The sequence below is a fragment of the Enterobacter sp. KBR-315C3_2022 genome (assembly GCF_041399425.1).
In the GTDB taxonomy this organism is placed as follows: domain Bacteria; phylum Pseudomonadota; class Gammaproteobacteria; order Enterobacterales; family Enterobacteriaceae; genus Enterobacter.
In genome coordinates this window covers 21,854-46,351 of the sequence record NZ_JBGKEB010000028.1, presented here as the reverse complement: position 1 = coordinate 46,351, position 24,498 = coordinate 21,854, and the positions used below count along the sequence as shown (strand labels likewise).

Below are 24,498 nucleotides of genomic sequence, written 5' to 3'. Positions count from 1 at the left end.
GGCGGCTTTAGCGCGGTGGTCCCACCTGACCCCATGCCGAACTCAGAAGTGAAACGCCGTAGCGCCGATGGTAGTGTGGGGTCTCCCCATGTGAGAGTAGGGAACTGCCAGACATCAAATAAGTGAGAAGGCCATCCGAAAGGATGGCCTTTTTGCGTTTATGCATCAGATAAAATTGTGGCCCGACTTGCGTACTGTCACCGGGAGGCAAGCGATCCGTGGGTCATCTACAACAAGACGGCCTTGGCTTCGGATGCGCAAAGAACTCGTTAGGTGGCAACTGTCTGACTATTATCTAGCGACACTCATAATGATCATTCTCTCGGCCACCGTTCTTGCCATGGTGGACCAACCGAGCGAACGAGCTACCTCACGTTGCCCGCAAGGAAAGGTCTGAGACTCTGGAGGGATGATTTCCACGTTAAGCGCAGTGAAATGAATCGAAATTGCAGAGGTCAGAGCGTCCGGTCTTGGGATCAGCATCACCTAGATATCATCTTCCTTTCATAATGCAGCCCGGGCAAGAAATTAGAGTAAACGTTGCCGTGGAATGGAATATAAACGAAAGACATTTTTAGACTTGAATATTGGCAGGCAGAATTAGTATGTGGAGAGGGTCACGATGAATAGAGGTGAAGAGAAAATACAAAAGAAAGATGATTGGTATTTATAATGCTTTTATAACGGCTATCTCTTTTTTATTAAGCATTCCTGCGCGTACTATTTAAAAAAACAAAAGCGCGGATTTCGCCGCGCTTTTAAAACGGATACTTACTTGGTCAGGGCGACGATGCCGAGCGTCAGGCCTGCCACTGCAGCAGCTCCACCTGCGATAGCGCCTGCCGTTTCCCAGTTATCCTGTGTCGTGCCTTTCATACAGGTATTGGTATGGACCAGGCGGCCCTGATCGTCGTATACCGGTACACATGGGGAGTCATGCGCGCAGCCAGCAAGGAGCGCAGCAAGAAGTGCAACGGAAATGAATCTTTTCATGATGTTACCTCAGTGTGTTCTTACCTTCGCGCCAGAGCCAAAAGGGCTATCAACGAATTGTCTGTTATTTTACCACTGAGTCAGATACCGCAGTACGAGGAATAATCTCAAAATATGTTGATTGTAAAAATGATGGAGAAAAAACGGCTACTCAATAAATTACTGAAAGAATAATGAACTGGGATTTTCAAATAAGATGGCAAATGAATTACTTGCGTGGAAAGCAAAATAAAAAGGCGCACCAGGCGCCTTTTCGAAATGCACTACTCTTTGTGGCTGGTAAACCTTCTGCGGACAACCACAAAGAAGACGGGCACGAAGAAGATAGCCAGTAGGGTGGCGGAAAGCATTCCCCCCATAACGCCAGTACCAACGGCGTTTTGCGCGCCACTACCCGCGCCGCTGCTGATTACCAGCGGCAGAACCCCAAGAATGAATGCCAGAGACGTCATCAGGATAGGACGCAGACGCATCCGCGAAGCTTCAAGCGTTGCTTCGATGATTCCCTTGCCCTCCTTATCCATAAGGTCCTTCGCAAACTCAACGATCAAAATGGCGTTCTTGGCGGATAAACCAATGGTTGTTAGCAGGCCGACCTGGAAATAGACGTCATTGTTTAATCCGCGCAGCGAAGCGGCAAGCAATGCGCCAATCACGCCCAGCGGCACAACCAGCATCACGGAGAACGGAATGGACCAGCTTTCATAAAGGGCCGCCAGACACAGGAACACGACGATCAGTGAAATGGCGTAAAGCGCGGGCGCCTGGTTGCCAGAAAGCCGTTCCTGATAAGACATTCCCGTCCAGTCAAAGCCGATGCCGGAAGGCAGCTTAGATGCCAGGCTTTCCATCATCACCATTGCTTCACCGGTACTCTTGCCCGGTGCGGATTCGCCAAGAATTTCCATCGAAGGCATACCGTTGTAACGTTCGAGACGCGGTGAACCATACACCCAGTGCGCGCTGCTGAATGCAGAGAAAGGCACCATTTCGCCATTAGCACTGCGCACGTACAGCGTATTGATATCGCCTGGCAGCATGCGGAACTGGGCATCTGCCTGAACATACACCTTTTTCACGCGTCCATGATCGATAAAGTCGTTCACATACGTTCCGCCCAGCGCGGTCGAGACGGTCTGGTTGATATCGGAAACGCTGACGCCCAACGCCTGCGCTTTTTCCTGATCGATATCGAGCTTAAACTGCGGCGTATCTTCAAGGCCGTTAGGACGTACGCGCACCAGCAGGTCAGGATGTTCTCTCACCATACCGAGCAGCTGATTACGCGCCTGCGTAAGCTGTGTATGCCCAAGGTTTGCCTGATCGATCAGTTCAAAATCGAAGCCCGTTGCGGTGCCCAACTCGATAATCGCCGGCAGGTTAAACGGAAACACGAGGCCATCTTTTATCTGGCTGAAGGCTTTCGTAGCGCGGCCAACAATCGCTTCTACGCCGTTCTCTTCACCCGGGCGTTCTTCCCATGGCTTAAGGCTCACAAAAGCGATACCGGCGTTTTGCCCCTGACCGCTGAAGCTAAAACCGTTCACGGTGAAGACAGATTCAACGTTGGCCTTTTCTTTGTTCAGATAATAATTCTGCACCTGGTCGAGCACCTGCTGGGTTCGCATCTGCGTCGCGCCCGCGGGCAGCTGCACCATCGTCATAAAGACGCCCTGATCCTCTTCGGGCAGGAAAGAGGTCGGTAAGCGCAGGAAGAGTACCGCCATACCGCCGACGATGATCACGTAAACCAACAGATAGCGCCCGGTTTTACGTAAAATCCCGCTGACGCTGTTGCTGTAATGCTCAACGCTTCTGTCGAAAAGCGCGTTAAACCAGCCAAAGAAGCCGCCTTTTTTCTCGTGGTGCTCGCTTGAAACCGGTTTAAGTAGCGTAGCGCACAGCGCAGGCGTCAAAATCAGCGCAACCAGCACGGAGAGCGCCATGGCCGAAACGATCGTCAGGGAAAACTGACGGTAAATCGCCCCCGTTGAGCCGCCAAAAAAGGCCATTGGGATAAAGACCGCCGAGAGCACCATGGCAATACCGACCAGCGCGCCCTGGATCTGCTCCATTGATTTTTGCGTTGCCTCTTTTGGCGGCAGCTTGTCCTCGACCATTACGCGCTCGACGTTCTCGACGACAACGATGGCGTCATCCACGAGCAGGCCTATCGCCAGCACCATGCCGAACATCGTCAGGGTGTTGATTGAGAAGCCGAACGCCGCCAGCACGGCAAAGGTGCCGAGCAGTACGACAGGCACCGCAATCGTAGGGATCAGGGTTGCGCGCAGATTTTGCAGGAACAAATACATCACGAGGAAGACGAGGATGATCGCCTCAAACAGCGTCTTCACCACTTCATGAATAGAAATTTTCACGAACGGCGTGGTGTCGTAAGGGTAGACAACTTTCAGCCCCTGCGGGAAGAAGGGCTGCAGTTGGGCGAGCTTGCTCTTGATGGCTGCTGCAGTATCAAGCGCGTTCGCACCCGTTGCCAGCTTAATCCCAAGACCCGTTGCAGCCTGGCCGTTGATCTTGGTGACCATGTTGTAGTTCTCGCCACCCAGCTCAATGCGTGCCACATCCTTCAGATGAACCATCGATCCGTCCTGGTTCACTTTCAGCGTTACGCGGCCAAATTCCTCCGGTGATTTCAGGCGAGTTTGGGCAATGATTGAGGCGTTTAGCTGCTGCCCCGGAACGGACGGCGTACCGCCCAGCTGACCGGCAGCAATCTGGTTATTCTGGGTCTTCAGCTGATTGATAACGTCCAGCGGGGTGAGCTGGTATTTATTCATCGCATTGCTGTCGAGCCAGATGCGCATTGCATACTGCGCGCCAAACAGCTGAACGTCGCCGACGCCGGAAGTCCGGCTGATTGCATCTTTTACGTTCGACGCAACATAGTCGGAGATATCATCCTGGGTGAGACTTTTATTGTCTGAAACAAAACCCGCCACCAGCAGGAAGCTGCTGCTGGATTTCTCCACGCCGATACCCTGCTGCTGAACTTCCTGTGGCAGAAGCGGCATCGCCAGCTGCAGTTTGTTCTGCACCTGGACCTGAGCGATATCAGGATCGGTGCCCGACTGGAACGTCAGGGTAATCGTTACGTTACCTGCGGAGTCGCTGGTTGACGACATATACATCAGGTTATCGATACCGTTCATATTCTGTTCGATAACCTGCGTCACCGTATCCTGCACCGTCTGGGCATCCGCGCCAGGATACGTTGCCGTTACGGCAACGGCAGGTGGAGCGATGGTTGGATACTGTGCAACGGGCAGCTTTAGGATGGCCAGCCCGCCTGCAATCATCAGTATGATGGCGAGTACCCAGGCGAAAACGGGCCTCTGAATAAAGAAATTAGCCATGTTATCGTCCCTTAACTGGCTGGTTTAGCAGCGGTATCAGGCGTTGCCACCACGGTGACGCCAGGTCGAACTTTTTGTAAACCGCTCACAATTACGCGATCGCCATTTTTCAGACCTTCGGTGACCAGCCAGCGATCTCCGATCGCCTGTGGCGCTTCTACGGTGCGCAACTCAACCTGATTTTTATCATTCACAACCAGAACGGTAGCCTCTCCGCGCGGCGTGCGGGTGACGCCCTGCTGGGGAACCAGAATAGCATCGGGCTGCGTACCTTCGTCGATACGGGCCCGCACGAACATGCCTGGCAGAAGCATATGCTGAGGATTAGGGAAAATGGCGCGCAGCGTAATGGATCCGGTGCTTTCATCTACGGTAACGTCAGAGAACTGCAGCGTGCCTTTTAGCGGGTAGGGTTGACCGTTTTCCATGAGCAGCTCAACGGTGCTGGCGGCATTGCCTTTTTGCAGGCTCGTCTGCTTCAGACGCATGAAATCGTTGCTCGACTGCGTCACGTCGACATAAATCGGATCGAGCTGTTGAACGGTTGCAAGAGCGGTAGACTGGCCGTTAGTGACCAGAGCACCTTCGGTCACGCTGGATTTACCGATACGTCCGTCGATAGGAGACGTCACTTTGGTATAGGCGAGATTGATACGTGCGCTTTCCACGCCAGCCTGGGCGGCTACAACGCTCGCATCCGCCTGCTGCGCGGTGGCGACCGCCTGATCGTACTCTTGTTTGCTGACGTACTGTGTTCCCACCAGCGGCAGGTAGCGCTTCACGGTCAGGTGCGCAATGTTAGCCGCGGCCTGAGCCTTAGCCAGCTCGCCTTTCGCATTGTCATATGCAGCCTGATACGTCGCAGGGTCGATTTGATACAAAGACTCGCCGGCTTTGACGTCACTGCCTTCTTCGAAGTTACGACGCAGGATGATACCGCTCACCTGTGGACGTACTTCTGCAACGCGAAAAGCATCCGTTCTGCCCGGCAGTTCAGTGGTAACGGCCAAGGGTCCACTCTTAATCACATGCACGCTGACCTGCGGAGCGGGGGCGTGCTGCTGCGCGTTTCCCTGCTCGTCGCATCCCCCAAGAAGTGTTGCAAAGACAAATAAGCTGGTTAAGGGTAATAGCCTGAAGTGTTTCGTCATTTTTTTTCCTTTAAATACCCATGAACCGATATTCGCCGAGAATCGGAGAGAGGGCCTGGAAGACAAATAAAAATGTAGCTGCGTATAATAATCAGGCTGTTTGATATTTTTTGATTTATAAGTGCGAAGAGAGGGTGTCACAGACAAAATCAGAATCGCACCCGGTGTATTCTCCGCGATATTTATGTCAGGCTGTTGCAGTAATTAGCCGGCATGCATTCTTTTGGTGAATTGATCGAATCATAAATATTCGCCTTAATTATGCATTTCGGTAATTGACTTTTTTTGTGCAAATATAAAGCGGTTTATGATGGATACTTTTTTTATCAATACACGCCGCGTATTAATAAATGTTATTTCACTCAGTCATGAGCAACGGTTATGGCACGTAAAAAGAAAGATGAAGCACAAAAGACCCGACAACAGCTGATTGAGGCTGCCATTGAACAGTTTGCTATGCGCGGCGTGGCGAACACCACGTTGACAGATATTGCCGATGCGGCCAACGTGACCCGTGGAGCCGTATACTGGCATTTTTCCAGCAAATCGGAAATTTTTAACGCCATATGGGAGCAGCAGCTGCCGTTACGCGACATTATTAGAGACCGGTTGGCGCTGCCGGAAAATGATAATCCCCTGATGATCCTTCGTGAGCAATTTATCACTGCCTTGCAGTACATTGCGCGAGAACCACGCCAGTGTTCCCTTTTGCAAATCCTTTATCATAAGTGTGAATTTCATAGCGATATGATTTCAGAGTATGAAATACGAAAGCGTATTGGGCTTAATGATGAACATTTTCGCGCCACGCTGGAAAGATGCATCTCCAGGCGAGTTATCTCACCACACGTCAATATTGAACTGACGATGATTGCTTTCCGCGGTTTTTTTAGTGGAATCATTAAAAACTGGTTAATGAATAGCGAGAGCTTTAATCTTTACCATCAGGCGCCTGCGCTGGTGGATTACATTCTGGCGACGCTGCAGAGCGCGCGAGTGTCGCCAGAGGTTTGCGACGCGGCATCATGATGACGTTTTAGAGTGGAACACTTCTCCGTTACGACAGAGTTCCTCAACGGTTTTGGCGGAGATCGGTTTACCCAATAAATATCCCTGAAGCGTATTGCAGCCTAGCTCCGTCAGAAACGCCTGCTGCTCCACGGTTTCTACCCCTTCAGCGACCACTTTTAGGTTCAGCGTTTTTGCCAGGGCAACGATCGCCGACACAATAGTCGCATCCTCACTTTCCCCGCTCAGCTCCTTCACAAAGGCACGATCGATTTTGAGCTCGCAGGCAGGCAGTCGCTTGAGATAAAGCAGGCTCGAATAGCCCGTCCCAAAGTCATCTATTGACGCTTTTACGCCTGCCTGCGTCAGCTCGGTCAACACCCGCACGCTTTCGTCAGGGTTGCTCATGGCGGTGGTTTCAGTCACCTCAAGGATCAGCGTTTCAGGTGGAATTGCGTGGCGGGCAAGGCAGTCCAGCACGGTCTTGACCAGTGACGGTTGCTCAAACTGCAGCGTCGAAAGGTTCACCGCCATCGACCAGCCCGCATGCCCCTGAAGATGCCACTCGCGCAGCTGGCGGCAGGCTTCATTGATGACCCAGTTGCCAATGGGAATAATAAGCCCGGTTTTTTCCGCCAGGGGAAGGAACTGGTCCGGCGTCAGCAGTCCTTGCTTGGGGTGTTGCCAGCGCAGCAGCGCTTCAAAACCCAGTATTGGCCCGGCTGGCGCGTGGAATTTCGGCTGGTAGAGCAAGCGTAGCTCGTCGCGATCCACCGCCATCCACAGATCGTTCATCAGCTGTAGGCTTGTCTGCGCCAGGGTGTTCATCGACGGCTGGAAAAAGTGATACCCGTTACGGCCCATATGCTTGGTGTGATACATCGCGGCGTCGGCGTTAAACATCAACTCACGTTCATTTTTTCCATCGTGAGGATAGAGGGCTATGCCTATGCTGAGCGTGACCATCAGCTCATAGGGCTCAATGTTGAACGGGCTGTCAACGGCGCGTACCAGGGCGCTGGCCAGCGAGGCAGCATCATCCGGCGTGTCCGTCTCGGCCAGCAGGACAAACTCGTCTCCGCCGATACGCGCCAGCGTGTACTGCCCTTTGAGCGGCAGCAGAAGCCGCCGGGTAACCGCGACCAAAAGCTTGTCGCCGACGTCATGGCCGTAGGCATCATTGACGGCCTTAAAGCCGTCGAGATCCATAAACATCAGCGCAAAGCGGTTTTCCTCACGGTCGGCTTTGCTGATGGCCTGATCTAATCTGTCTTCCAGAAGAATACGGTTAGGAAGCCGCGTCAGCGTATCGTGCAGGGCGAGCTGAGCCAGCTCGCGATTAGCTTCCGCCAGCGAAGAGGCCAGCAGCGACGTGCGGGCCTGAAGGCGGGCATCCAGCATGGAGACCAGCAGCGTAATGCCCAAAATGGAGAGCGCCATGACGCTCACCAGAACGGCAAGCCAGCTACCGTTGATGCCGTGATGGTGAACCAAGGTTGACGCTGGAAACTGCGCGGCTTTCATACCCGCGTAGTGCATGCCGGCGATGGCGATCCCCATGGTGATCGCGGCCCCCAGACGCATCAGCGCGACCTGCGCCGCCTCGTGGCGCAAACGAAAGGTCAGCCACAGCGCGGTCAGCGAGGCAGCAAGGGCGATGGCAACCGAAATCGCCACCCACGTTTTATCCCAGACGATAGCCGGCGTAACTTCCAGCGCGGCCATCCCGGTGTAGTGCATGGCCGCGATGCCACACCCCATCACCATCGCCCCCGGGATCAGCCGCCGCAAGCGCAGGCGTTCGCCGCTCACAAGCCACAGGGCAAACATTGACGAGGCGATGGCGATGACCATCGAGAAAACCGTCAGGCCGGTGCTGTAGCTCATGCTCATGGAGAGGTCCATCGCCAGCATGCCGATGAAGTGCATTGCCCACACGCCGATCCCCATCGCGATGCCGCCGCCCGCAAGCCAGACGCGCGCGGTGGTGCCCTGGCTTCCGGCCACGCGTGCGGCCATGTTTAGCGCGGTATAGGCGGCAAGGATCGCCACAACGAAAGAGATAACGACGAGGATTGGGTTGTATTGGCTTACCAGCATAGTCTGTTGAACTCGTATGAGAGGCTAAGCGAGAGCGGTGGAGAAGGGCTGAGACATTATCATCGTCAGATAATGACTAAAAGGGATTTAAATCCCCGTTTTTAGTGGGTGATAGCGGGATTTTAGGCGACGTTCGCCGTTCAGTTGAGGTCTGAACAATTCACCAGTTTGAGGGGATTAACGGAGTCCATATTACGGCACTTATCGGTTTCGGTGCTCATCAGTTCAATCCACTGCATTAATAGCGCATCGAAAAGGAAAATGGAGAGAGCAAAAACGACCAGCCACCAGTATTTACGAATCATGTGCCATTCCGGGAGAAGATAGCCTGTAAGGTGGTGGAAATATACACGAATAACGGGCGTTGAAAAGCAGGGAACGTGAAGGTTTACATTGTCTTGACACACAGCGTGAGGGCGATAAAAAAGGCGCTTCCCCATGCCGAAGAGCGCCTTTTTAAACAAGCAGTTAGCTGATGAGTATCAGTTCATGCCGTATTTTTTCAATTTCTTACGCAGAGTACCACGGTTGATACCCATCATCAGCGCAGCGCGGGTTTGGTTACCGCGGGTGTATTGCATCACCATGTCCAACAGTGGCTGTTCAACTTCAGCCAATACCAGCTCATACAGGTCATTAACATCCTGACCGTTCAATTGAGCAAAATAGTTCTTCAGTGCTTGTTTAACCGAGTCACGCAGGGGCTTTTGAGTCACCTGATCCTGAGAGTTAACGGTGGAAACGGTCAGTACGTCAGAATTTACGCGTTGTTCGAACATAGTTCTGTCAGCTCTTTATTTCATTACGCAAGATTTTCGAAGTATGCCTCCAACGCCTCCAGCTGTACGCTGGCATCCTCTATGGCGTTGAATGTGCGCCGAAACTGGTCATTTGGAGCGTGCTCCTGGAGATACCAGGAAACGTGTTTACGCGCAATTCGGTACCCTTTTGCCTGGCCATAATGGTCATGCAATTCCCGAACGTGCGAACAAAGCAAGCGCTTAACTTCTGCCAGAGGCAGGGGAGCAAGCAGCTCTCCAGTGTCCAGATAATGCTGGATTTCCCGAAAGATCCAGGGTCTTCCCTGAGCGGCACGTCCTATCATCAGAGCATCAGCTCCCGTATAGTCGAGCACAGCTCTGGCTTTAAGCGGGTCAGTAATGTCGCCATTCGCGATAATCGGAATGGAAACTTTCTGCTTAACTGCCCGAATGCTGTCGTATTCAGCTTCGCCGTTGAACAAACAGGCGCGAGTGCGTCCATGTATGGTCAGGGCCTGAATGCCACAGTCTTCGGCCAGTTGGGCAATCTCTACGCAGTTACGGTGTTCCGGCGACCAACCCGTGCGAATCTTTAACGTAACAGGAACGTCCACTGCGCTGACAACCGCCGTCAGGATCGACTTCACCTGGTCGGGGTATTGCAGAAGGGCTGAACCTGCAAGCTTGCGATTCACTTTCTTGGCCGGGCACCCCATATTGATATCAATAATCTGGGCACCACTTTCCACGTTGATACGCGCGGCGTCTGCCATCTCTTCCGGCACGCTTCCGGCAATTTGCACGGTGCGAATACCGGGTTCATCAATGTGCACCATCCGTAAACGGGACTTATCGCTTTCCCATACCTGCGGGTTAGACGACATCATCTCGGAAACGGTTAATCCTGCTCCCATCTCGTAGCACAGCGTCCTGAACGGCCGGTCGGTAATACCTGCCATAGGGGCTGCGATCAGGCGATTTCTGAGCTGGTGGTGTCCGATGCGCATGAGTTAAGAAATGACCATACTGTGACTGCAAGGCGGCGTATATTACGCATTTTTTGCACGAGATGAAAGGCCAAACTTTGAACAATCCACTGCGGTAGATCAAGGAATCGCCGCATGGGTCCGTGGTGTGAAATTATTCACCATTTAAATCATTATGTTATGATGGAATGGTGGTTTTGTGTGCGCTTACAATTTCCCGTAACTTCTCAACATTTCTGAAAAAATGAATCGCTCAATCGGGATATTCTGCTGTTTTTAGCAGCAGAATATCTCGCTTCATTGCAATCTGAGCCGCATTTTAGAACATGATCTCAGCGCAAAAAATGTGCGTTATTCAACAACCAGGCGGCCGTGCAGCGACTGTACCGGGCGGTTATTATCGTGATGCATGGTGTGGGTGAATTTCGCCAGCTGTTCAGCAGAGAGGGTCAGCGGCTGCTTAAGGACGACCCAGGTCACGCCTTCGGAGCACGGCGGGGTGGTCAGAGAGCCGCTAAAGCGCCAGTAGGTTTTGTCTTTTGGCAGTAGCTTGTTCAGATCGAGGCTCTCTGTAATGGAGACGTTTTTCTCAGCCTGCTCGGGCATCACGCGCCACAGCTTTTCAAGCTCGGCGTTTGCCGCGCCCTTATCGAACATTACCGCGACAACTACCAGCTCGCCCTTGTCGTTTTTATGCACCAGGTGCATCTCCATCGCATACTTTTTACCGTGCACGGTATTTTCGCTCGGCGCGTGGAAATGGAACTGCTGCAGCGTCCAGCTTTGCTTATCGAGGGTAATGCTGTCGCGGGTCTCGGCTTTTTCACCCGCCTGGATGGTGTGGCCGTTGTTCGTCAGCGTAACGGGACCGTCGCTGTAGTGCGTTTGCAGTGGAGAGATATGGGCCTTCACGGTGGAATCGATGTTGACAGGCGATTGATTCATCCCGGTTTGACACATCCTGTATGCGTCGTCCAGTTCGCCCCAGTGTTCCGGTGACCCTTCGCCTTCATAGCTCCAGTGCGAGGCGTAGGCCGACGTCGAGAGAATGCTCAGCGCCAGCAGCGCTACCTTGCCAGTAAAGTGTTTCATTATATTCTTCCTATGAATTTTTATATTCAAATCAACGATTATCATTATGATTTGTGTGGTTATTTTAACGGAGATAGGAAGAAGTCGGGAGAAATATCGGGGGGAGAAAGGCGTGGTCAGATGACCACGCCAAAAGCTTATTTTTTACGGCCAGTGATGCGGCACCACTCTTCTTTTTCCACGACCGGGTCGAGGGCAAAGAGATCGGCATAGGCTTCACACACGCTGTCGGCCTGGCTTGCCAGGATACCGGAAAGCCCCAGCAGACCGCCCTCAACGGGCAGCACGCTGATTAACGGTGCCAGCTCGCGCAGTGGGCCTGCCAGAATGTTTGCGACCACCACATCGGCTTTCATGGCTTCTGGCTGTGCATCCGGCAGATACAGCTCCAGACGGTCGGAGACGCCGTTACGTTCGGCATTATCGCGGCTGGCCTGAATAGCCTGCGGATCGATGTCGATCCCGATGGCTTTTGCTGCGCCGAGCTTCAGCGCGGCGATCGCGAGGATCCCAGAGCCGCAGCCGAAGTCGATCACGGTTTTACCGTCGAGATCCAGGCCGTCCAGCCACTGCAGGCAGAGGGAGGTGGTTGGATGCGTGCCGGTGCCGAACGCCAGGCCCGGGTCGAGCATCACGTTTACCGCATTTTCGTCAGGCACGTCGCGCCAGCTTGGGCAGATCCACAGGCGCTTGCCGAACTGCATCGGGTGGAAGTTATCCATCCACTCGCGCTCCCAGTCTTTGTCCTCGAGCTGCTCGATTTTATGCATAAAGCCTGCGCCCAGCAGCGGATGGTTTTCCAGAATGGCAACCACCTCTTTCATATCGGTTTCGGCATCGAACAGGCCGATAACGTCGGTATCGCCCCACAGGCGCGTTTCGCCCGGCAGCGGCTCGAAGACCGGCGTGTCATGCGTGTCCTGGAAGGTGATAGAGACCGAACCGGCCTCCATCAGCGCATCGCTCAGCTCTTCGGCATTGGCGCCGGTTGTATTCAGTTTCAGTTGGATCCACGGCATGGCAAAACTCTTTATTTATCAGTAGAAATCATAGCGGGCTGCGGTACGGGCTGACCGAAACGGTTCCCGACCACAAACGCCAGTAAACTTAACAGTAGCGAAGGCACAATCGGATGGAAGCCCAGGTACTGAATCTTAAACGTCGCGAGAACGGCATACAGTACGCCGCCGACGATCATACCGCTTAGCGCACCCGCCGCATTGGCCCGCTCCCAGTAGAGGCCAAGCACCAGCGGCCACAGGAAGACGGCCTCCAGGCCGCCAAACGCGAGCAGGTTGAGCCAGATAATCATCTCCGGCGGACGCCACGCGGCTAACAGTAACAGCGCGCCTAACACCAGCGTAATCACCGCCGACATACGCTTGAGGCGTCGCTCATTATCGAGCTGCTCGGGGCGAAGATTCAAATAGAGATCTTTGATGATCGTAGCGGAACTTTGCAGCAGCTGTGCGTTAATAGTCGACATAATCGCCGCCATCGGCGCAGCCAGGAAAATCCCGGCGGCAAACGGTGGAAGCACTTTTACCATCAGCGTTGGGATCACCAGATCGGGCACGGTCAGGTCGGGAATAACCGCGCGTCCCAGCGCCCCGGCCAAATGCATACCAAACATCAAAATGGCGACAACGATCGTCCCGATAATGATCCCCCGGTGTACCGCTTTGCTGTCTTTATAAGAGATGCAGCGCACGGCGGTGTGCGGCAGGCCAATCACGCCAAAGCAGACCAGCACCCAGAATGAGGTCATAAAGGTTGGCGAAAGAATGTCATCCGCACCCTGCGGAGAAACCAGCTTCGGATCGATGGTTTCGAGCGTTTCCACCGCGTGCGTCAGGCCGCCCGCAGCGTGAACGATGCCGACCAGCAGGACGATAGTGCCGATGAGCATGACCAGCCCCTGCATCGTATCGTTCAGCACGCTGGCGCGGAATCCACCAAAGGCGGTGTACAGCGCGATGCTCACCCCGAAGATAATCAGGCCCGTTTCGTACGGGATCCCCGCGGCCGTTTCCAGCAGGCGCGCCCCACCGATAAACTGTACCGTCATCGCGCCGATAAAGGCCACCAGCAGGCTCAGGCTTGCCAGCCATACCAGCAGCCGGCTCTGATAGCGGGCAAACAGCATATCGTTGAGCGTTACGGCATTGTAGCGACGAGCCAAAATAGCAAATTTTTTACCCAGAATGCCCAGCGAGAGCCAGACGGCAGGCAGCTGAATCATCGCCAGCAGCACCCAGCCTAATCCGTATTTATACGCTGCACCGGGGCCGCCGATAAACGAACTGGCGCTGATATAGGTCGCGGTCAGCGTCATCGCCAGCACCACGCCACCCATTGAGCGGCTTCCCAGGAAATACTCGTTCAGAAAGGCGCCGGTCGATCTTTTACGCATGGCATAAACGGATAAACCAAACACCACGATCAGGTAAGCGATAAGGGGCAGAATGACCTCAAGCTGCATCATCGTCCTCCAGTGGAATATCGCGATAAATAAATTTCACCATTGCCCAGCACAGCAGGATAAATATCAGCGGTACCAGCAGGCAGGCCATTTCGAACCAGTGCGGCAGGCCGGTGATGCCGATGGCGGAGTCAGGTAAGTAAGCGGTCGCTAACCATGCGGCAAGATAGAGAAGGGTCAGCCACAGCGCCCAGCGCGCTTCTTTATGGGCCTGAACAAAACGCTTGTCCATTTTTTGTCCCTTGTGGATGAAGAAAGCGAGGATTGTACATGATGGGGCATGGCTCCCCCCAGAAATAAAAAAGGCCGGATTAACCGGCCTTTTAGCGTCGCTGCAAGCTTACTTCTCTTGCAGACCGAGTTTTTTCTCCAGATAGTGGATGTTGGTTCCACCATTCTGGAAGTGCTCGTCGCTCATGATGCGCATCTGCAGATCGACGTTGGTTTTGATACCGTCGATGATCAGCTCCTGCAGGGCGTTTTTCATGCGGGCAATCGCCACGTCACGGTTTTCGCCGTAGCAGATGAGCTTACCGATCATGGAGTCATAATACGGCGGTACGGTGTAACCGGCGTAGATATGAGATTCCCAGCGCACGCCAAAGCCGCCCGGCGCGTGGAAACGCGTGATTTTACCCGGGCTTGGCAGGAAGGTGTTCGGGTCTTCGGCGTTGATACGGCATTCTACCGCATGGCCTTTCACCACCACTTCTTCCTGCTTGATGGACAGCGGCTGACCGGCTGCAATGCGCAGCTGTTCTTTGATCAGGTCAACGCCGGTGATCATTTCGGTAACCGGGTGTTCAACCTGAATACGGGTGTTCATCTCGATGAAGTAGAACTCGCCGTTTTCGAACAGGAATTCGAACGTACCCGCGCCGCGATAGCCGATATCCACGCACGCTTTGGAGCAGCGCTCGCCGATGTAGCGACGCAGTTCCGGGGTAATGCCCGGCGCTGGCGCTTCTTCGACCACCTTCTGGTGACGACGCTGCATGGAGCAGTCGCGTTCTGCCAGATAGATCGCGTTACCCTGACCGTCAGCCAGCACCTGTATTTCGATGTGGCGTGGGTTTTCCAGGTATTTTTCCATGTACACCATGTCATTGCTGAAAGCCGCTTTAGCTTCCGCTTTGGTCATGGAGATGGACTGCGCCAGTTCGGCGTCGCTGCGCACAACGCGCATGCCGCGACCGCCGCCGCCGCCGGACGCCTTGATGATCACCGGGTAGCCAATGCGTTTAGCATGGGCTCGGTTAGCATCCATATCGTCGGTCAGCGGGCCGTCAGAGCCCGGTACGGTTGGAACACCGGCTTTCTTCATCGCGGTAATAGCAGACACTTTGTCGCCCATCAGGCGAATGGTGTCGGCTTTCGGGCCGATGAAGATAAAGCCAGAGCGCTCAACCTGCTCGGCGAAGTTGGCGTTCTCAGAGAGGAAGCCGTAGCCCGGGTGAATAGCCACCGCGCCGGTGATTTCAGCGGCGCTGATGATAGCCGGGATGTTCAGATAGCTTTTTACGGACGGAGCCGGGCCAATACAGACCGTCTCATCCGCCAGCAATACGTGTTTTAAATCGCGATCCGCGCTTGAGTGCACGGCCACGGTCTTGATGCCCAGCTCTTTACAGGCACGAAGAATACGCAGTGCGATCTCGCCGCGGTTGGCGATAACAATTTTATCCAGCATGTGCGCCTCGTTACTCGATGACGACCAGCGGCTCGTCAAATTCTACCGGCTGACCACTTTCGACCAGAATCGCTTTCACAGTACCTGACTTGTCAGCTTCGATCTGGTTCATCATTTTCATGGCTTCAACGATGCACAAGGTATCGCCTGCGTTGACTTTCTGACCGATTTCGATGAACGCTTTCGCATCCGGGCTCGGGGTGCGGTAGAAAGTACCAACCATTGGGGAACGTACGATGTGGCCACTGATTTCTGCAGCTGCTGCAGGTGCGGCTTCTGCTGCTGGTGCAACGGCTGCAGCCAGCGCAGGCTGCTGTTGCATCATCGGCGCAGCGTAAGCTTGCTGCATGACCGGGAAGCTAGCGGCTGGGGCTGCACGGCTGATGCGTACAGACTCTTCGCCTTCAGAAATTTCCAGTTCGGAGATGCCTGATTCTTCAACCAGCTCGATCAGTTTTTTAATCTTACGAATATCCATGAGTGGGTTCCGTACTCTTGTTTAGTGTGATTGTGACAGGCGTTTTACCGCTGTCTGTAAAGCGTATGAATAACCGTCAGCGCCCAGACCACAGATAACGCCAGCAGCGATGTCTGACAGATAAGAGTGGTGGCGGAACGGCTCTCGGGCGTGCACGTTGCTGAGGTGGATCTCGATAAACGGGATGCTCACCGCGAGCAGTGCGTCGCGAATAGCAACACTGGTGTGCGTAAACGCGGCCGGATTGATCAGGATATAGTCCACAGTGTCTTTAGCCTGATGAATACGGTCGATGATTGCGTACTCCGCGTTTGACTGAAAATGGTCCAAATCCACATTCAGCGACGCTGCTTCCGTGCGCAGACGGTTAACAATTTCGCCTAATGTTAGCGTGCCGTACTTCTCCGGCTCACGGGTGCCGAGCATGTTCAGGTTCGGTCCGTTTAAAACTAAGATTTGAAACTTATCAGCCATAATGTCGCTATCTCCTGCGATTTTCCGGTAAAAAACAAAATATACCTTCAATGCGCGATTGTCACCCTTTCAGGGGCTGAAAACCGCTGTCCGGAAAACCGAAGTCGCACATTATAACGATTTCGTAGCATTTGGCAGCTAAATACTGGTCTTATCAGGGAAGATTATCAACCGCTATCCGAAAAAGATTCGCGGTTGTCAGGTAATCTGCGGGAAAACGCACACTTTCGGGAACTATCTAAACCACTGGCGGAACTTCTTGTAACGCCAGGCTAAAAGCGCCAACGCCGCCAGCGCGTAGAGGACAGGCTGCGGGGACAAAATCTTCACCGACCAGAGATAATGGACCGGCGCGAGGATCGCGACAAGATAGACGAAGTTGTGCAGCAGTTGCCAGCGCCTGCCCAGTTTCCGCTGCGCATACTGCGTCGACGTCAGCGCGAGCGCAAGTAAAATCAGCCAGCTGATAATACCCAGCGTCAGGTAAGGGCGCGACACCAGCTCGCGGCCAAGCAGTGCCAGATTGTTAATGCCCAGCTCGAGCAGCGCGTAGCTGGTCAAATGCAGCGTCGCCCAGGCAAAGCACCATAGCCCTAAAAGGCGGCGAGTGCGTATCAGCAGGGGCTGTTTAGCGTAACGCGCCAGCGGAGTGACCAGCAAGGTGGCGAGTAAAAATTTCAGAGCCATCCTACCGGTAAAATGCTGGATATCTTTTGCCGGATCGGCGCTGAAGTAGCCCTGGCTGGCGGCCCAAAACAGCCAGATGAAGGGAAGCAATCCGGCCAGGTGCAGCAGCACCTTAAGCCAGGTTATCTGCTTTGCAGTTAAGCGCACCTAGAAGTTCTCCCGTAAATTCAGCCCGCGATACAGAGACGCCACCTCGTCAGCGTAGCCGTTGAACAGCAGGGTCGGCTGGCGCTTAACGTCCAGCGCGCCGCCGGAACCAATAAACCGCTCGGTAGCCTGCGACCAGCGGGGATGATCCACGTGCGGATTCACGTTGGCGAAGAAACCGTACTCGTCGGGCGCGGCCAGGTTCCAGGTGGTTGGCGGACGTTCGCGGGTCAGCTTAATGCTGACGATAGACTTAATCCCTTTGAAACCGTATTTCCACGGCACGGTTAAGCGGATCGGCGCGCCGTTCTGCGGCGGCAGCGCCTTGCCGTAGACGCCCACGGTCAGCAGCGTGAGGGGATGCATGGCTTCATCGAGCCGCAGCCCTTCGACGTATGGATACTGAAGCCCGCCGCCGATAAAGCGATCCTTCTGTCCCGGCATCTCGTCCGGCGCGTATCGCGTCTGGAACGAGACATATTTGGCGTTGCTGGTGGGCTCTGCCATCGCCAGCAGCTTGTGCAGGGGGAAGCCGACCCACGGCACCACCATTGACCAGGCTTCCACGCAGCGCATGCGGTAGATGCGTTCTTCCAGCGGAAAGCGGGTCGTGAGGTCGTGGTGATCAAGCGTGAGCGGCTTCGCCACTTCGCCGTCGATTTTCAGCGTCCACGGATCGGTTTTCATACCGCCCGCGTTGGCGGCCGGATCGGCCTTATCGAGGCCAAATTCGTAGAAGTTGTTATAGCCGGTGACTTTATCTTCCGGCGTCAGCGCCAGCGTGTTTTGCCACTGGGCGGGTTTGGTGAAGGTGAGCGGGGCGCCGGAAGGGGCTTTCGGGCGGTCGTTGCCTTTAAACCAGTCGAGCAGATCGGCATGGGCCGCAGGGGGCAGCGTCAGGGCGGTGGCGCTGATCCCTAACATTTTCAGGATCTGGCGACGTTGCAGCATAAAGACAGATTCGGACGTTACGTCGGCTTCCGTCAGTTTTCGGGTTTTCATGGCATCCTCCGTCATGCGTTTTTCTAAGCATGACGGAGGAGAGGGGTTAGCGCGAATATGTCACGAAAATTTGAAGATTAGGCAACCTTCACCAGCGCGCGGCCGTGGAACTGGTTGTCCATGATTTTCGCCGCATATTCAGGCGCTTGCTCGAGCGTAATTTCCGTAGCGCTTTGCGTGAAGAATGCCTCAGGCAGATCGCGCACCAGGCGCTCCCAGGCCTCTGCCCGACGCGCGGCGGGAGTCATCACCGAATCCACGCCCTGCAGGCGCACGTTGCGCAGAATGAACGGCATCACGGTGGTGGGCAGCGCAAAACCGCCCGCCAGGCCGCAGGCCGCCACGCAGCCGCCGTAGTTCATCTGCGCCAGCACTTTGGCCAGCACTTTGTCGCCCACGGTATCCACCGCGCCGGCCCAGACCTGTTTCTCCAGCGGGCGGGTTTCGGCAAACTCGTCGCGCCCCAGAATGCGGCTGGCACCCAGCTGGCGCAGGTAGTCGTGCGTGCTTTCACGGCCCGTCACGGCAGCAACCTGATAGCCGAGCTTATGCAGCAGCGTAACCGCCGTGCTGCCCACGCCGCCGCTGGCGCCGGTGACAACAATCTCGCCGTCCTGAGGACGCACGCCGGCATCTTCCAGCGCCATCACGCACAGCATGGCGGTAAACCCGGCGGTACCGACAATCATCGCCCGACGGCCGTCAAGACCTGCTGGCATCGGCACAAGCCAGTCGCCCTTCACGCGCGCCTGCGCGGCCAGCCCGCCCCAGTGGTTTTCCCCTACGCCCCAGCCGGTGAGCAGAACTTCCTGCCCGACGTGGAAGCGCGGATCTTCACTCGCGTGAACGCGGCCCGCAAAGTCGATGCCCGGCACCATAGGGAAATTTCGGATGATTTTACCTTTGCCCGTGATGGCCAACGCATCCTTATAGTTTAGGCTGGACCAGTCAATGTCGACGGTAACGTCGCCTTCCGGCAGGCGGCTCTCCTCAACGGCTTGCACCGAGGCCAGCGTTTTGCCGTCCTGCTGTTCTAAGATCAAAGCCTGCATACGGGGTCCTCACTAGGTTTGATGATTGGAAAATATTTCCTGAAGACTATACTCGCTAAGTGAAACGCTATGCCGATTTAACGCAATAAATTGCCAGATACACCAGGTTTGGTAGTATGTCGCGTCTTAAATGCAAGTTAGTGCTTACTAGCTTTCCCATCAACTCACGGAGTAATCTCAAGGATGCGATTAACGACGAAGTTCTCAGCTTTTACCACTCTGCTGACGGGGCTTACGATATTTGTCACGCTGATGGGATGTTCACTCAGTTTTTACATTGCGATTCAGGACAAGCTGATGAATCGCGTCCAGTCGGTTGCCTCAATCATTGATTCTCGCTTAATAACCACGTCGCTTCCGGCGCTCTCGCACGAGCTGGATGAGATGATGGTGCCTGTTGATATTGTCCAGATCGACGTTATGCAGGGCAACAAGACGGTTTTCAGCCACGCCCGACAGACAAGCTATCGCCCCGCGGGGACGATTAATCAGTATCGCGACGTGACGGTCCCGTCACTTAAACATCCCGGCATGTCGATTCACGTGGTCTACCTCGACCCGATGGCGAGCTATTTCCGCTCGCTGATGACCACCGCGCCGCTGACGGTTGCCGTCGGGTTTATCGTGCTGCTGATATTTCTTGCGGTCCGCTGGCAGCGGCGGCAGCTCTCCGGGCAGGAGCTGCTGGAAACGCGCTCCATCCGTATTCTGAACGGCGAGCGCGGTCCGCAGGTGCGCGGCTCGGTGCATGAATGGCCGTCCCGCACCAGCAGCGCGCTGGACGTGCTGCTGTCCGACATCCAGTTTGCCAGCGAGCAGCGCAGCCGCATGGACACCCTGATCCGCTCTTATGCCGCGCAGGACAACAAAACGGGCCTGAACAACCGCCTCTTCTTTGATAACCAGCTGGCGACGCTGCTGGAAGATCCTGAAAAAGTCGGCGCGCACGGCGTGGTGATGATCGTTCGCCTGCCTGATTTTGACCTGCTGCGCGACACGTGGGGAGAGCGCGCCACGGAAGAAAACCTCTTTACGCTGATCAACCTGCTGTCGACCTTTATGATGCGCTATCCCGGCTCGCTGCTGGCGCGCTACCGCCGCAGCGATTTTGCCGTGCTGCTGCCGCACCGGACGCTGAAGGAGTCCGAGAGCATCGCCAGCCAGCTGTTGAAGGCGGTGGATGGTTTACCGCAAAGCAAGATGCTGGACCGGGACGACATGGTTCATATCGGCATTTGCGCCTGGCGCGGTGGGCAGAGCACCGAGCAGGTGATGGAACATGCCGAGGCCGCCACCCGCAACGCCGTACTGCAGGGTGCGAACGGCTGGGCCATTTACGACGACTCGCTGCCGGAAAAAGGGCGCGGCAACGTGCGCTGGCGTACGTTGATTGAGCAAATGCTGAATCGCGGTGGACCCCGCATTTATCAGAAACCGGCGGTAACAATAAAGGGTGACGTGCACCATCGGGAGCTGATGTGCCGTATTTTTGACGGCACGGAGGAGGTTATTTCTGCCGAATATCTGCCAATGGTGCTGCAATTCGGGCTTTCCGAAGAGTATGACCGCCAGCAAATTACCCGCCTTATTCCGTTTTTATCTTTCTGGCCCGAAGAGAACCTTGCATTACAGATCACCGTCGAATCATTGATTCGCCCGCGTTTTCAGCGCTGGCTGCGCGATATATTAATGCAATGCGAAAAATCGCAACGCAAACGTATTATTTTTGAACTTGCAGAGGCAGATGTGGGTCAACACATCAGCCGGTTACGTCCGGTGGTGCGTCTGATCAATGCGCTCGGCGCTCGCGTAGCGGTCACGCAGGCGGGGTTAACGCTGGTCAGCACCACGTGGATCCAGGAGCTGGATGTGGAATTATTAAAGCTTCATCCTGGACTGGTAAGAAATATCGAGAAACGGACGGAAAACCAGCTGCTGGTTCAGAGCCTGGTAGAAGCCTGCAAGGGAACGCAAACGCAAGTATTCGCTACGGGCGTGCGCGCCAGAAGCGAATGGCAGACGTTGACGGCGCGTGGTGTTGCCGGCGGTCAGGGGGATTTTTTTGCCGCCTCACAGCCACTTGACACCAATGTGAAAAAATATTTGCAAAGATACTCTGTTTGACCTGCCGTTTATGTTGTTTTCACGTAGAATATCGCGCCTGTAGCTTTGAGTATGTCGAGCAAAATGCCAGTGAACGACCTTTAACGGGTTACAAATGAAAGTGAGGGACGCGACTGTTTGCTCAGCCCTGAGGGATTCAGGGGATGAATTTGTAACAAAGGTAACGTACTGCACTAATTTTCACCGTAGCAGCTGATTTTTGCGCCTTGTCGCTGCTGTGTGTGGTTGGTAAAGTAAGCGGATTTTCTTATCCGCCCCAGCTTTCAGGATTATCCCTTAGTATGTTGAAAAAATTTCGTGGCATGTTTTCCAATGACCTGTCCATTGACCTGGGTACCGCGAATACCCTTATCTATGTAAAAGGACAAGGCATCGTATTGAATGAGCCTTCCGTTGTGGCCATTCGTCAGGATCGTGCTGGCTCGCCGAAAAGCGTTGCCGCAGTGGGTCATGACGCGAAGCAGATGCTGGGCCGTACCCCAGGCAACATCGCCGCCATCCGCCCAATGAAAGACGGCGTTATCGCTGACTTCTTCGTGACTGAAAAAATGCTTCAGCACTTCATCAAGCAGGTTCACAGCAACAGCTTCATGCGCCCAAGCCCGCGCGTGCTGGTGTGCGTGCCGGTTGGTGCAACCCAGGTTGAACGCCGCGCTATCCGTGAGTCCGCTCAGGGCGCAGGCGCGCGTGAAGTCTTCCTGATTGAAGAGCCAATGGCTGCTGCAATTGGTGCAGGTCTGCCTGTATCAGAAGCGACCGGTTCTATGGTGGTGGATATCGGTGGTGGTACCACTGAAGTCGCCGTTATCTCCCTGAACGGCGTGGTGTACTCCTCCTCGGTGCGTATCGGCGGCGACCGCTTCGACGAAGCCATCATCAATTATGTTCGCCGTAACTACGGCTCTCTGATCGGTGAAGCCACCGCAGAGCGTATTAAGCATGAAATCGGTTCTGCCTACCCAGGCGATGAAGTGCGCGAAATCGAAGTTCGCGGTCGTAACCTGGCAGAAGGCGTTCCACGCGGCTTCACCCTGAACTCCAACGAAATTCTGGAAGCGCTGCAAGAGCCGCTGACCGGTATCGTGAGCGCGGTAATGGTTGCGCTGGAACAGTGCCCACCAGAGCTGGCGTCCGATATCTCCGAGCGCGGTATGGTTCTGACCGGTGGTGGCGCGCTGCTGCGTAACCTCGACCGCCTGTTAATGGAAGAGACAGGTATTCCTGTCGTAGTTGCAGAAGATCCACTGACTTGCGTCGCCCGCGGTGGTGGCAAGGCGCTGGAAATGATCGACATGCACGGCGGCGACTTGTTTAGCGAAGAGTAGTCATTGTGAAAGGGTAGCGCATCGCTACCCTTTCTCTCTGACGCGAGAATACGCATAGCCTATGAAGCCAATTTTTAGCCGTGGCCCATCGCTACAGTTTCGCCTTATCCTGGCGGTTCTGGTTGCGCTTGGCGTCATTATTGCCGATAGCCGCCTCGGTACGTTCAGCCAAATCAGAACGTACATGGATACCGCCGTCAGTCCTTTCTACTTTGTATCAAATGGTCCCCGTGAACTGCTCGACTCCGTTTCTCAAACGCTGTCTTCACGCGATCAGCTCGAACTCGAAAACCGGGCATTACGCCAGGAGCTGCTGCTGAAAAACAGCGAGCTGCTGATGCTGGGGCAATACAAGCAGGAGAACGCGCGCCTGCGTGAACTGCTTGGCTCACCGCTGCGTCAGGATGAGCAGAAAATGGTTACGCAGGTGATCTCGACCGTCAATGACCCCTACAGCGATCAGGTTGTGATCGACAAAGGCAGCGTCAACGGCGTGTACGAAGGTCAGCCCGTCATCAGCGATAAAGGCGTTGTGGGCCAGGTTGTGGCGGTTGCCAAACTGACCAGCCGCGTGCTGTTGATTTGCGATGCCACCCACGCGCTGCCTATCCAGGTGCTGCGTAACGACATCCGCGTCATTGCGGCGGGTAACGGCTGCACGGACGATCTTCAGCTTGAGCATCTGCCTGCCAACACGGATATTCGCGTGGGCGACGTGCTGGTGACCTCCGGTCTGGGTGGACGTTTCCCTGAAGGATATCCGGTTGGGGTGGTTTCCTCTGTTAAGCTCGATACCCAGCGCGCGTATACCGTGATTCAGGCGCGCCCAACGGCTGGCCTGCAGCGTCTTCGCTACCTGCTGCTGCTGTGGGGAGCGGACCGTAACGGAACGAACCCGATGACGCCGGAAGACGTGCATCGCGTGGCCAACGAGCGCCTGATGCAGATGATGCCGCAGGTTCTTCCGCCGCCTGACTCGATGGGGCCACCGGCGCCGGTTCCGGCTCCTGCTACGGGTATCACGCAGCCGACGCGGGATGCGCCGCCACCGCCGCAGCTCTCTTCAGGAGGGCAGTAGTGGCCAGCTATCGTAGCCAGGGACGCTGGGTCATCTGGCTCTCGTTCCTTATTGCACTGCTGCTGCAGGTGATGCCCTGGCCGGACGACCTTCTCGTTTTCCGGCCAAACTGGGTGCTGCTCATTCTGCTCTACTGGATCCTTGCCCTGCCGCACCGCGTAAATGTCGGCACAGGTTTTGTGATGGGTGCCATACTGGATCTCATTAGTGGCTCTACGCTGGGCGTTCGCGCCTTATCCATGAGCATTATTGCGTACCTCGTCGCACTCAAATTCCAGCTCTTTCGCAACCTCGCGCTCTGGCAACAGGCTCTGGTGGTGATGCTGTTGTCGCTTGCTGCCGATATCGTTGTTTTCTGGGCAGAGTTTTTAGTGATCAACGTCTCTTTCCGACCGGAAGTGTTCTGGAGTAGTGTAGTTAACGGTGCGCTCTGGCCGTGGCTGTTCCTGCTGATGCGTAAGATCCGCCAGCAGTTTGCCGTGCAATAAAAG

Annotated in this window: 22 protein-coding genes and 1 rRNA gene; 6 read left to right on the top strand and 17 right to left on the bottom strand. The window is 54.9% G+C overall.

Annotation, left to right across the window (positions count from 1 at the left end):
- Positions 1 to 113, top strand: a 5S ribosomal RNA gene (gene rrf / locus AB8804_RS20755); the annotation flags it as partial.
- A 658-nt stretch (positions 114 to 771) separates the two neighbouring features.
- On the opposite strand, the gene AB8804_RS20750 is transcribed toward rrf, so the two are convergent.
- From AB8804_RS20750 to AB8804_RS20740, 3 genes are all read right to left on the bottom strand, one after another.
- Complete coding sequence (locus AB8804_RS20750; RefSeq protein ID WP_008502867.1) at positions 772 to 993, bottom strand: lipoprotein; 222 nt, start codon at positions 991 to 993, stop codon at positions 772 to 774.
- A 263-nt stretch (positions 994 to 1,256) separates the two neighbouring features.
- Positions 1,257 to 4,370, bottom strand: coding sequence for an efflux RND transporter permease subunit (locus AB8804_RS20745; RefSeq protein ID WP_371189816.1), 3,114 nt, complete (start codon positions 4,368 to 4,370; stop codon positions 1,257 to 1,259).
- Positions 4,371 to 4,381: 11 nt separating this feature from the next.
- Entirely contained in the window at positions 4,382 to 5,521 is a 1,140-nt protein-coding gene (locus AB8804_RS20740; protein WP_371189815.1) for an efflux RND transporter periplasmic adaptor subunit, read from the bottom strand.
- 381 nt (positions 5,522 to 5,902) lie between these two features.
- On the opposite strand from AB8804_RS20740, the gene envR reads away from it, so the two are divergent.
- Entirely contained in the window at positions 5,903 to 6,550 is a 648-nt protein-coding gene (gene envR / locus AB8804_RS20735) for an acrEF/envCD operon transcriptional regulator (protein WP_371189814.1), read from the top strand.
- Here envR and AB8804_RS20730 read toward each other — a convergent pair.
- The 14 genes from AB8804_RS20730 to AB8804_RS20665 all read right to left on the bottom strand — a co-directional run bounded on the left by AB8804_RS20730 (position 6,545) and on the right by AB8804_RS20665 (position 19,480).
- Positions 6,545 to 8,629, bottom strand: coding sequence for a putative bifunctional diguanylate cyclase/phosphodiesterase (locus tag AB8804_RS20730; RefSeq protein ID WP_371189813.1), 2,085 nt, complete (start codon positions 8,627 to 8,629; stop codon positions 6,545 to 6,547). The genes envR and AB8804_RS20730 overlap by 6 nt on opposite strands.
- Positions 8,630 to 8,769: 140 nt before the next feature.
- Positions 8,770 to 8,934 carry a DUF2556 family protein gene (locus tag AB8804_RS20725; protein WP_371189812.1) on the bottom strand — a complete coding sequence of 55 codons (165 nt, stop codon included), beginning with the start codon at positions 8,932 to 8,934 and terminating at the stop codon, positions 8,770 to 8,772.
- A gap of 177 nt (positions 8,935 to 9,111) precedes the next feature.
- On the bottom strand, positions 9,112 to 9,408 hold the full coding sequence (fis, locus tag AB8804_RS20720) for a DNA-binding transcriptional regulator Fis (RefSeq protein ID WP_000462905.1): 297 nt from the start codon (positions 9,406 to 9,408) through the stop codon (positions 9,112 to 9,114).
- Between the two features lie 23 nt (positions 9,409 to 9,431).
- A complete protein-coding gene (gene dusB / locus AB8804_RS20715; RefSeq protein WP_371189811.1) occupies positions 9,432 to 10,397 on the bottom strand; it encodes a tRNA dihydrouridine synthase DusB in 966 nt (321 codons plus the stop codon).
- Positions 10,398 to 10,727: 330 nt separating this feature from the next.
- The gene (locus AB8804_RS20710) at positions 10,728 to 11,468 is read right to left on the bottom strand and encodes a carbonic anhydrase (protein ID WP_371189810.1); all 741 of its coding nucleotides are present in this window, start codon (positions 11,466 to 11,468) and stop codon (positions 10,728 to 10,730) included.
- Between the two features lie 137 nt (positions 11,469 to 11,605).
- A complete protein-coding gene (gene prmA / locus AB8804_RS20705; protein ID WP_371189809.1) occupies positions 11,606 to 12,487 on the bottom strand; it encodes a 50S ribosomal protein L11 methyltransferase in 882 nt (293 codons plus the stop codon).
- An 11-nt stretch (positions 12,488 to 12,498) separates the two neighbouring features.
- Positions 12,499 to 13,950, bottom strand: a complete 1,452-nt coding sequence (gene panF, locus AB8804_RS20700) for a sodium/pantothenate symporter (RefSeq protein ID WP_371189818.1) — start codon at positions 13,948 to 13,950, stop codon at positions 12,499 to 12,501.
- On the bottom strand, positions 13,940 to 14,182 hold the full coding sequence (locus AB8804_RS20695; protein ID WP_371189808.1) for a YhdT family protein: 243 nt from the start codon (positions 14,180 to 14,182) through the stop codon (positions 13,940 to 13,942). The genes panF and AB8804_RS20695 overlap by 11 nt, the downstream gene beginning before the upstream one ends.
- Positions 14,183 to 14,290: 108 nt before the next feature.
- A complete protein-coding gene (gene accC, locus AB8804_RS20690; protein ID WP_334405006.1) occupies positions 14,291 to 15,640 on the bottom strand; it encodes an acetyl-CoA carboxylase biotin carboxylase subunit in 1,350 nt (449 codons plus the stop codon).
- 10 nt (positions 15,641 to 15,650) lie between these two features.
- Positions 15,651 to 16,118 carry an acetyl-CoA carboxylase biotin carboxyl carrier protein gene (gene accB, locus AB8804_RS20685; RefSeq protein ID WP_371189807.1) on the bottom strand — a complete coding sequence of 156 codons (468 nt, stop codon included), beginning with the start codon at positions 16,116 to 16,118 and terminating at the stop codon, positions 15,651 to 15,653.
- 21 nt (positions 16,119 to 16,139) lie between these two features.
- Entirely contained in the window at positions 16,140 to 16,592 is a 453-nt protein-coding gene (gene aroQ, locus AB8804_RS20680) for a type II 3-dehydroquinate dehydratase (RefSeq protein WP_371189806.1), read from the bottom strand.
- A 234-nt stretch (positions 16,593 to 16,826) separates the two neighbouring features.
- Positions 16,827 to 17,426: a protein-methionine-sulfoxide reductase heme-binding subunit MsrQ gene (gene msrQ, locus AB8804_RS20675; protein WP_371189805.1), complete on the bottom strand. Its 600-nt coding sequence runs from the start codon at positions 17,424 to 17,426 to the stop codon at positions 16,827 to 16,829.
- Complete coding sequence (gene msrP, locus AB8804_RS20670) at positions 17,427 to 18,428, bottom strand: protein-methionine-sulfoxide reductase catalytic subunit MsrP (protein ID WP_371189804.1); 1,002 nt, start codon at positions 18,426 to 18,428, stop codon at positions 17,427 to 17,429.
- Positions 18,429 to 18,505: 77 nt separating this feature from the next.
- On the bottom strand, positions 18,506 to 19,480 hold the full coding sequence (locus AB8804_RS20665) for an MDR family oxidoreductase (protein ID WP_371189803.1): 975 nt from the start codon (positions 19,478 to 19,480) through the stop codon (positions 18,506 to 18,508).
- 183 nt (positions 19,481 to 19,663) lie between these two features.
- On the opposite strand from AB8804_RS20665, the gene csrD reads away from it, so the two are divergent.
- From csrD to mreD, 4 genes are all read left to right on the top strand, one after another.
- Complete coding sequence (gene csrD / locus AB8804_RS20660) at positions 19,664 to 21,604, top strand: RNase E specificity factor CsrD (protein ID WP_371189802.1); 1,941 nt, start codon at positions 19,664 to 19,666, stop codon at positions 21,602 to 21,604.
- Between the two features lie 281 nt (positions 21,605 to 21,885).
- On the top strand, positions 21,886 to 22,929 hold the full coding sequence (mreB, locus tag AB8804_RS20655) for a rod shape-determining protein MreB (RefSeq protein ID WP_000913396.1): 1,044 nt from the start codon (positions 21,886 to 21,888) through the stop codon (positions 22,927 to 22,929).
- Positions 22,930 to 22,990: 61 nt separating this feature from the next.
- Positions 22,991 to 24,007, top strand: a complete 1,017-nt coding sequence (gene mreC, locus AB8804_RS20650) for a rod shape-determining protein MreC (RefSeq protein ID WP_297116838.1) — start codon at positions 22,991 to 22,993, stop codon at positions 24,005 to 24,007.
- Positions 24,007 to 24,495 (top strand): rod shape-determining protein MreD, encoded by a 489-nt coding sequence (mreD, locus tag AB8804_RS20645; protein WP_371189801.1) that lies wholly within the window; start codon positions 24,007 to 24,009, stop codon positions 24,493 to 24,495. The genes mreC and mreD overlap by 1 nt, the downstream gene beginning before the upstream one ends.
- Positions 24,496 to 24,498: the final 3 nt, after the last annotated feature.